This is a genomic window from Paenibacillus camelliae, assembly GCF_023715345.1.
Classification (GTDB): domain Bacteria; phylum Bacillota; class Bacilli; order Paenibacillales; family Paenibacillaceae; genus Pristimantibacillus; species Pristimantibacillus camelliae.
In genome coordinates this window covers 256,456-265,106 of the sequence record NZ_JAMBNY010000005.1, presented here as the reverse complement: position 1 = coordinate 265,106, position 8,651 = coordinate 256,456, and the positions used below count along the sequence as shown (strand labels likewise).

Here is an 8,651-nt window from a genome sequence, read left to right as displayed (position 1 = left end):
CGGAGATTTGCCGCTGGCTTCCTTCAGATTCCACCTCGCGATGGACACCCTTGCCTTAAGCTATGGCTACTACTGCCTTCACCATTCGGGACTTGAACCCTAGAGATAGCGCCCATGCTGGGCACACTACAAAAAAAGCAGAGCCGTATTATACGACTCTGCTTTTAAGCAATATTACTCCGTGAACTAACCAAGTAATATTATATAATTTTCTATTATTCAGCCAACCAAGCATCTACTTTATCTGCATTAGCTTCAACCCAAGCTTTAGCTGCTTCTTCAGGAGATTTACCGTCCTGAATTTGAATCATAACTTCAGCCATATCGTCTGGGGACCAGTAGAATTTATCAAGGAATGCATAAGCTTCAGGCTGATCTTCACTTAGACCATCACGTACCATCGTGTGGATCTGTTCTTCAGCACCATATACACCCTTCGGATCCTCTAGATATTTCAGGTCCATCTTAGCGAACTTCCAGTGAGGAGTCCAGCCTGTTACAACAATCGGCTCTTGCTTGTCATAAGCATTCGATAGCTCTTGTGTCATAGCTGCAGATGAGCTCTCAAGCAATGTCCATTGATCACGCAATTCGTACTCGTCTAGCGCATTATTCGTTGCTTCCATTATACCAGCACCTGGCTCAATACCAGTAATTGTATAGTTTAAAGACTCACCAACTGAGTTTAAATCCTCAATGCTGTTAATGTCCATATACGTTGGTACAACCATACCAATTTTCGCTCCATCAAGGTTAGGACCTAGATCCTCGAATCTGTCACCATATTCAGTCATATAAGAAGCATGAGTTCCTGGTAGCCAAGCCGCAAGAATAGCATCAGCACTGCCATCTGCCAAGCCTGCGAACATCGGGCCTGCATCAACTTGAAGCATATTTACTTTATAGCCAAGACGCTCTTCAAATACTTCTTTCACTACATTCGTACTTGCAATCTCAGAATCCCACGCTACGTATGCAAGCGTGATTTCCTTCTTCTCGTTTGTAGAGCTATTGCCACCATTTGATGAATTAGAACATCCAGCTGCAATCACCATAACAGCTAGTGCTGCCGTGATCAGTTTTAACCATTTCTTCTTCATTCTTAATCACTCTCCTGATTTATTTAGATTTTTTTACTATATTTTGAGCCAGTCTGTCCAAGATAATCGCTAGTATAACGATGGCAAGACCAGCCTCAAAGCCAACCCCTGTTTTGTTTTGCGTTACCGCACGATATACATCGGCACCAACACCTTGAGCTCCGATCATGGACGAGATAACGACCATAGATAATGCAAGCATAATCGTCTGGTTAATACCTGCCATAATCGTCGGTACAGCTAGTGGGAGCTGTAATTTAATCAATTTCTGACCTGGCGTTGAGCCAAATGCGTCCGCAGCCTCAATCAACTCTGACGGAACCTGGCGGATACCAAGATTCGTAAGCCTTATCGTAGGTGGAATTGCGAATATGATCGACGATATGACACCAGGTACAACCCCTAGTGAGAAGAACGTTACCGTCGGGAGAAGGTATACGAATGCTGGCATCGTCTGCATGAAATCTAGTATAGGTTGTATAACTTTTTGCAAGCGGTCACTACGCGCAGACAATATTCCGATTGGTACACCGAAAACAACGGAAATAATCGTAGCCGTTAATACCAATGCTAGCGTAAGCATGGTTTTGTCCCATAAACCTAAGTTCTGAATAATGAATAGTCCTACAAGCGTGAAGACACCCATTCTCCATTTACCTAGATACCATGCGATCGCCGCGAATATAACGATGAGCGCTAATGCAGGAACGCCTAATAATACAAACTCTAAGCCGTTGACCATGCCTTCAATTGTACTTTTAATAAATTTGAAAACTGGATCAAAATTCAGCTTTAACCAATCCTCAATCCATTCAATCCATTCTGCTAGCGGGATTTTGGGTAAATTCATACGCTATCACCTGCCTCTAAATCGTTGTTTCCTGACAAGGCAGCAAGCACCGCACCTCTAACAACAATCCCCTTCAATCTTCCGTTGTCATCAATAATAGAAATGGGAACCTTCGTATTACTAATCGTATCGAAGATTTCATTAATGACGGTATCCGGAGAAAGTGTAGGAACATCTTTAAGCATTACCTCTTCAAGACTTTGACCTGTTTTAATTGCTTCAGCCGCATCCTCTGCCGTAATAACACCGAGCAGCTTCATGCTTTTATCAACAACATACAGGTTCGAAATACCGCGGCTTCTCATTAGCTGAAGTGCAACACGCGGACCACGCTCTAGTGTAATGGTCTCCGGCTTAATCATCACGTGAGAAGCTGTCAGTACTTTAGATAAATCTACATCCTCAACAAATCGTTCTACATATTTATTGGCAGGCTGCATTAAAATTTCTTCTGGCGTACCGATCTGTACGATACTACCGTCACGCATCAGTGCGATTTTGTCGCCGATACGCAGTGCTTCATTCAGATCATGCGTAATAAATACGATCGTTTTCTTCATTTTCGCTTGAAGCTCAACTAACTCATCCTGCATATCCTTTCGAATAAGCGGATCTAGCGCACTGAAGGCTTCGTCCATAAGCAATACGTCCGGATCATTCGCAAGACCTCTTGCTAGTCCGACACGCTGCTGCATACCGCCACTTAGTTGCTCAGGGTAGCTGTTTTCCCAGCCCTTAAGTCCAACGAGCTCTAATGCCTGCATCGCCATTTCGCGACGCTCTTTTTTGTTAATTCCTTGGACCTCAAGACCAAATTCAATATTTTGAATAACGGTACGATGTGGGAATAGTGCGAATTTCTGAAACACCATGCCAACATTTTTTCTTCTAAATTGACGCAGTTCTTCTGCAGACATACTTAGAATATCTTTTCCTCTAAACAGAACCTCACCTAATGTTGGTTCAATCAACCGATTAAGAAGTCTAACAAGTGTTGATTTACCACTACCTGATAAACCCATAATGACGAATATTTGTCCTTCTTCTATAGCGAAATCAGCTTGATTTACACCGACAGTCATATTTGTTTCTGCCAGTATTTTTTCTTTTGACAATCCCTTATCCAATAATGGAATGACTTTTTTCGGATCGGATCCAAATATTTTAGTTAGCCTTTTGGCTTCTAAGATCGCCATACGATGCCTCCTTTTTGAATCTTTTCGACCTTAATAGTGTACCGACATTCATCAAAGAAGGTCAAAAGGCGTGAGAAGTTGTATAGTTTGTACAGTTTTAACTTTACGTACTTTACATCCAGTATGCTCTGTATTCCTCCCTTTTTCAATCCAATCAGTTTCTTTACATCTTTACGCACTATTGTTTACAATACTTAATATAGAATGTGAAGGAGATATTTCTCCTAGGAGGAAGGACATGAACAGACTTGCAGCATTGTCCGAGGAGCAAATCGGAAAATTGCAAAGTACGCGTAAACGGGTAATAGAGTCAATTGGTAAGAACATGGACTTATACGGTGTTACTTTATCGATTGGTCATTTATATGGTCATATGTTTTTTAATCAGCATCCTGTTACTTTAGATGAGATGAGTCAGACGATGGGGATGAGTAAAACCTCCATGAGTACGGGGATGCGCACATTACACGATCTAAAAATGATAAGCAAGGTTTGGAGCAAAGGATCACGGAAAGATCTTTATATGGTCGAGCCTGATTTTCATCAAAATTTCGCAGATTACTTTGCAATCAAATGGATGAAGGCTGTTGAGCAGAATAAAAGTGCGATGAAGCGCACCTTGAAGGAAATCGAGGAGCTTAAGCAGCAATATCCTGAAGATGCAGAGTTTCAAGCTATACTGTCGGAGGATGAGCAGAAGATACGTGAAGCCGTAAGCTACTACAAATGGCTGGAACGTCTGATTGATTCGCTGGAATCTGGTGAAATCTTTAAATTCATCCCGAAGGAAGAAGATTTATAAGAAAAAAGGGAAGCCGCGAAGGCTTCCCTTTTTTGTATGTTTGCTTCGATGCTATTTCACTTCCAGAGTGGGCATACAAAGCAATATGGAGTTTCCGTGGAGGTGCTTATCTGATAATAACGGCAGCATGTTTTCCGTTTCGGATTCGCTTTATCATTAAATGTTCGGTGAATTCTAGCAGCAAAAGGATTCTGTTCTCTTCCAAGCCAATTACACGGCTTACTTGTTAATACGCTGTAGGTTTGATCCAATAGCTCGCTTGGCATCGTATGCTCGTATTCCCGAAAAACAGAATTTATTCGAACAGCGATGTTCTCCCATAGAATCCGCTCATTGATTTTACATTCTTTGGCTATCAATTCAAGCATTGGCGTTAAATGCTCCCTGAATATCCTCGCGCGCCAGCTATCGTCTACAAGCTCACTGATTGACTCATCGATAAGCAAAGTGAAATGTTCCGCATCAAACTGTGCAGACGTCCACCAATCCATCTTTTCTTCTTGAAGATCGTAATAGTAAACCGCTGCTGCTGCTGTGAGTACAGCGTATCGCTTCATAAATAAAGAGCCCGCAATCGTCATATCGTCGGTATGTATACGCTGGGCATAATGGCGGATAATAGATGTTAAACGTTCCTTATCCAGCAGCTGGTCTAATGGAATTCCCGCTTCGGCTTGTCGCACCCTTATCCCATAATGCTCTAGGCTCATTTAATACGTCTTCCCTTCCCTTTAGGTATACATAACGGTGTTCCAAAAAAGGGATCTTCATGGATAATGGCAGCCATTCCGAATACCTCCTGCACCATTTCCGATGTCACGATATGCTCGGGCTTCCCTTGCGTTGCAATCGTTTTATTATGGATGGCGACAAGATGGTCCGCGTAACGGCAAGCTAAATTCAAATCGTGCAGCACCATGACGATGGTACGATTTTTCGTACGATTTAACTCAAACAAAAAATCAAGCAATTCAATTTGATGTGCCATATCCAGATACGTAGTCGGTTCATCTAATAGCAGAATTGGTGTCTCTTGAGCTAACGTCATCGCAATCCATGCTCGCTGTCTTTGTCCTCCAGATAATTGCTCCAATGGTCTGTTTTTAAATAGAAGCAGCTGAGTTGCTGACATCGCCTGCTCTACGATGTGCTCATCCTCCCCCGACCATTGCTGATACCAACGTTGATGAGGATAACGCCCTTGCTTGACCAGCTGCTGTACGGTCAATCCTTCTGGAGCAATAGGTCCCTGCGGCAAAATCGCTAATTTTTTCGCTATTTCTTTGGTAGAGATGCTTTGAAGAGATTGATCGTCAAGCAATACATGACCGGAGCTCGGCTTTAAAAGCCGCGCCATCGATCGGAGCAATGTAGACTTTCCACTTCCATTCGCACCAACGAGCACCGTAATTTTGTGGAGAGGGATTTCGAAGCTTAAATTGTCAATAATGTGCTGTTCGCCATAGTTAAGCGTTAATTGCTCAGTTTGTAATTGTAATCCAATCATCGTGATCTCTCCTAGCGATTTCTATTGTGAAACAGTAAATATATGAAAAACGGTGCTCCGATTGCGGCAGTAAATACACCAGCTGGAATATCCCTCGGCAAAAACATCGTTCTGGCGATAATGTCTGCAACCAACACTAAGATTGCTCCGATTAGAGCGGTTAAAGGAATTAAACGATTAAACGCTCTAACGGTAAGACGCTTGGCGATATGCGGAGCCATTAGCCCTACAAATTCAATTCCGCCGGCATAGGCAGCTGCAGTTCCCGCAAGTATGACGCTGCACATCAGAAATACGAAGCGCTGACTCTGCACACGAATACCTGCATTCACTGCAGCATCATCCCCTAGCTCTGTTACATTCATGCTTCTGCCTAGAACAAGCAATATCGGAACTGGGATCAGCATCCATAGCAGCATAGCGGATACATCGCTCCAGCTTGCAGCATATAAGCTTCCCGTTAACCATATGTACGCCTTTGTCGTAACTACGGCATTACTAAACACAATCATAAATGAGATTCCGGCCTTTAATATCGCTGCGATGCCAATACCTATTAACACGAGACGTATTGGAGTTACGCCTTTATTCCAAGAAATAATATAAATAAGCAATGCGGTGCACAGTCCTCCAGCAATCGCAGCAACAGGAAGAAGCTGCATGCTTATGATACCTGTCCCTAACGTAATAAACGTTACTGCACCAAAGGATGCTCCACTTGTAATCCCTATAATGTCGGGAGATGCAAGCGGATTCCGAACGATCGCTTGTAATATAAGTCCGGCGACTCCTAGACTTGATCCAACTAGGATAGCTAATAGAATACGAGGCAAGCGAAGCGTTCCGATTACAAAGCTATGAGTATCTATGTAACCTGTCAATTGAAGAATAACTTCATGCAATGGAATCCAATTGCTGCCGGCTGCCAGCGCAATAATAAAAAGCCCAATGAGCACGAGGCTTAGGATGAATAGAGCAACAAGCCATCTCATCGATAGCTGAAGGGATACCTTTCCTTGAAAAAGTCGGATCGTCCAAGCTTTCATCGTTTAGACACCCCTCTCTTCACAAGATATACGAAGAAAGGTCCACCTATAATGGCCGTCATCACTCCAATAGGTACCTCCTGTGGCATAATGATAAACCTAGCTGCAATATCAGCACATAATAATAGTAGGGAACCTAATAAAGCTGCATAAGGAATAACCCAACGATAGTCGGTGCCCACCAGCTTTTTCGATACGTGTGGGATAATTAGCCCGATAAAGCCGATTGATCCTGCGATGGCTATCGATCCGCCTGCTAGAATGACGATCAATATGCCCATCAATATTTTTAACAGCCCGACTCGCTGACCGAGTCCTTTAGCGATATCATCGCCTGAGCTGAATACATTCATGGATTTGCCAAGCAATAAGCTTATAAAAAGAGCAGCACATAAGATCGGCAGCACAGATAGCAGCATCTCTAGATCTCGCCCAGCAATCGAGCCCGCTATCCAGAACAGTACGGTCTGAATGGACTGTTCATCAATGACTAATAACCCTTGTGTGAATGAAATAAAAAGAGCTGAAAGTGCGGTACCTGCTAATATAATTTTGATTGGCGTAAGACCATCTCTTCCCCAGCTGCTTAGCAAAAAAACAGCCGTCCCCGACAGTGCAGCACCAAGAAAACCAAACCACATATAACCAGCTAACGATTGTATATTCAGCCAAGTGATCGCGAGCACAATAAAGAAAATAGCTCCTGCATTTACTCCCACCAAATCAGGCGCAGCAATTGGATTTCTAGTCAATGCCTGCACAAGCACTCCTGCAACGGCCAAGGTCATGCCAAGCACTAACGCGATCATGGCTCTTGCGAAACGACTCGTTGCAATAACTAAATGCTCCGTGTCCTCTGCGTTGTAATGATTCATAACGTCCCATACCGCTCTAAATGATATCGATAGCTGCCCCATCGCTAAACTACAATAGATTAGACACGCTACGAGAACAAAGAGCACACATAAACCGATGGATTTAACAAATGTTGTTTGCAGCATAACCTACCCTCTTCTTCCATAGAAAAAGGGGAAGCTTAATGATTCCCCTTATCCACCCTACTGTTCGATTTTGAAATGCTCATATAGATCATCAAGCATCAAATGTGCAGACTTCAAGCCACCTGCAAAGTTCCATGTAATCTCGTCGACTCTGAACTGTTGGTTCGATTTGGTCGAGTCTAGATTTTGGAAAAGCGGATGTGATGTCCATTCCTCGTAGGTTTTGTTAACCGCTTCATTATCCTCGAAAAATTGGAACGAAACGTCGGCATTCATATTTGGAATGCTTTCCTTATCGGTTAGTCTTACGATCTCCAGATCATCACCCTCTAAGTTCTTCGGTCCTCTAAAGCCTAGCTCATTTAATATTGAGCCAGCAAAGCCTGTCACGTAAATTCTTGCGTGATCTTCACGAAAGTTAATCACCGAAACGCTCATTGGCCAGCCTTCTACTTTAGATATTTTGGAATTAAAGTCGCTAACTCGCCCTTCCCAATCCGTTATTAATGCTTTTGCTTTATCTTCTTCACCAATAGCCTGACCAATCAACGACGTCGTCTCACGAATATCGTAAAGAATGGTGCTTACAACCGTTGGCGCGATTTGGGACAGCTGATCATAGATTTCCTCATGACGAACCTGGGTCGCAATAATAAGATCTGGCTTCAGTGCAGATATTTCTTCGAGATTCGGTTGAGTCTCCAGCCCAACATAGGTCACGTCTTGCAAGTCATCCTTTAGATAATCATACATTGGCTGCTGTGCCCAAGATTCGACCACACCTACTGGAGTGACACCGAATTGGAGTAATGTATCTGTTGCCCCTTGAAAGAGGGTTACGATTCGTTGAGGCTTTCCTTCAATCGTCGTCGTGCCTAATACATGAGAAATTTCAACCTTTGTGGAATTCTCACTGGTTGTATTGGATGTGACTACTTGAGCCCCTTCGTTACTGGATTTGCTGCAAGCAGTAAGAGCCGCTACAACTGCCGCAACGACTACTATAGTAGACCAAAGCTTGTTCTTCATTCTCTTCTCTCCCAATCAATAATGATATTCATTTTCAATTAGGATTGTAGTACAAAGTGTAAATTTTGGCAACACTTTTTTTGAGAATTATTCTCAAACGTAATAAATTCTATGACTTGC

The 8,651-nt window shown here is 43.0% G+C and carries 9 protein-coding genes; 1 reads left to right on the top strand and 8 read right to left on the bottom strand.

From position 1 onward, the window contains the following. Positions 1–215: 215 nt before the first annotated feature. Genes M3180_RS11865 through M3180_RS11855 form a run of 3 tightly spaced genes read right to left on the bottom strand, consistent with a single transcriptional unit; the run spans position 216 to position 3,146 of the window. Positions 216–1,100, bottom strand: coding sequence for a glycine betaine ABC transporter substrate-binding protein (locus M3180_RS11865; protein ID WP_251667675.1), 885 nt, complete (start codon positions 1,098–1,100; stop codon positions 216–218). A 19-nt stretch (positions 1,101–1,119) separates the two neighbouring features. Beyond that, positions 1,120–1,950 carry an ABC transporter permease gene (locus M3180_RS11860; protein ID WP_251667674.1) on the bottom strand — a complete coding sequence of 277 codons (831 nt, stop codon included), beginning with the start codon at positions 1,948–1,950 and terminating at the stop codon, positions 1,120–1,122. After that, positions 1,947–3,146: a quaternary amine ABC transporter ATP-binding protein gene (locus M3180_RS11855; RefSeq protein ID WP_251667673.1), complete on the bottom strand. Its 1,200-nt coding sequence runs from the start codon at positions 3,144–3,146 to the stop codon at positions 1,947–1,949. Before M3180_RS11855 ends, M3180_RS11860 begins: the two co-directional genes overlap by 4 nt. Before the next feature lie 238 nt (positions 3,147–3,384). Here M3180_RS11855 and M3180_RS11850 point away from each other — a divergent pair, with 238 nt between their 5' ends. Beyond that, the gene (locus M3180_RS11850) at positions 3,385–3,948 is read left to right on the top strand and encodes a GbsR/MarR family transcriptional regulator (protein WP_251667672.1); all 564 of its coding nucleotides are present in this window, start codon (positions 3,385–3,387) and stop codon (positions 3,946–3,948) included. A 56-nt stretch (positions 3,949–4,004) separates the two neighbouring features. On the opposite strand, the gene M3180_RS11845 is transcribed toward M3180_RS11850, so the two are convergent. From M3180_RS11845 to M3180_RS11825, 5 genes are read right to left on the bottom strand one after another with little or no spacing between them, the layout of a single operon-like run. Beyond that, a complete protein-coding gene (locus M3180_RS11845) occupies positions 4,005–4,658 on the bottom strand; it encodes an IucA/IucC family C-terminal-domain containing protein (RefSeq protein WP_251667671.1) in 654 nt (217 codons plus the stop codon). Further along, on the bottom strand, positions 4,655–5,455 hold the full coding sequence (locus tag M3180_RS11840; RefSeq protein ID WP_285855700.1) for an ABC transporter ATP-binding protein: 801 nt from the start codon (positions 5,453–5,455) through the stop codon (positions 4,655–4,657). The genes M3180_RS11845 and M3180_RS11840 overlap by 4 nt, the downstream gene beginning before the upstream one ends. An 11-nt stretch (positions 5,456–5,466) precedes the next feature. Continuing rightward, complete coding sequence (locus M3180_RS11835; RefSeq protein WP_251667670.1) at positions 5,467–6,501, bottom strand: FecCD family ABC transporter permease; 1,035 nt, start codon at positions 6,499–6,501, stop codon at positions 5,467–5,469. Beyond that, positions 6,498–7,499 (bottom strand): FecCD family ABC transporter permease, encoded by a 1,002-nt coding sequence (locus tag M3180_RS11830; RefSeq protein WP_432806930.1) that lies wholly within the window; start codon positions 7,497–7,499, stop codon positions 6,498–6,500. Before M3180_RS11830 ends, M3180_RS11835 begins: the two co-directional genes overlap by 4 nt. Positions 7,500–7,559: 60 nt before the next feature. Continuing rightward, positions 7,560–8,531: an ABC transporter substrate-binding protein gene (locus tag M3180_RS11825; RefSeq protein WP_251667669.1), complete on the bottom strand. Its 972-nt coding sequence runs from the start codon at positions 8,529–8,531 to the stop codon at positions 7,560–7,562. Positions 8,532–8,651 lie beyond the last annotated feature (120 nt).

What these genes read in the sequence shown, in the direction of transcription:
- M3180_RS11865 (WP_251667675.1), bottom strand. Translation starts at nt 1,100, where the DNA reads ATGAAGAAGAAATGGTTAAAACTGATCACGGCAGCACTAGCTGTTATG.
- M3180_RS11860 (WP_251667674.1), bottom strand. Translation starts at nt 1,950, where the DNA reads ATGAATTTACCCAAAATCCCGCTAGCAGAATGGATTGAATGGATTGAG.
- M3180_RS11855 (WP_251667673.1), bottom strand. Translation starts at nt 3,146, where the DNA reads ATGGCGATCTTAGAAGCCAAAAGGCTAACTAAAATATTTGGATCCGAT.
- M3180_RS11850 (WP_251667672.1), top strand. Translation starts at nt 3,385, where the DNA reads ATGAACAGACTTGCAGCATTGTCCGAGGAGCAAATCGGAAAATTGCAA.
- M3180_RS11845 (WP_251667671.1), bottom strand. Translation starts at nt 4,658, where the DNA reads ATGAGCCTAGAGCATTATGGGATAAGGGTGCGACAAGCCGAAGCGGGA.
- M3180_RS11840 (WP_285855700.1), bottom strand. Translation starts at nt 5,455, where the DNA reads ATGATTGGATTACAATTACAAACTGAGCAATTAACGCTTAACTATGGC.
- M3180_RS11835 (WP_251667670.1), bottom strand. Translation starts at nt 6,501, where the DNA reads ATGAAAGCTTGGACGATCCGACTTTTTCAAGGAAAGGTATCCCTTCAG.
- M3180_RS11825 (WP_251667669.1), bottom strand. Translation starts at nt 8,531, where the DNA reads ATGAAGAACAAGCTTTGGTCTACTATAGTAGTCGTTGCGGCAGTTGTA.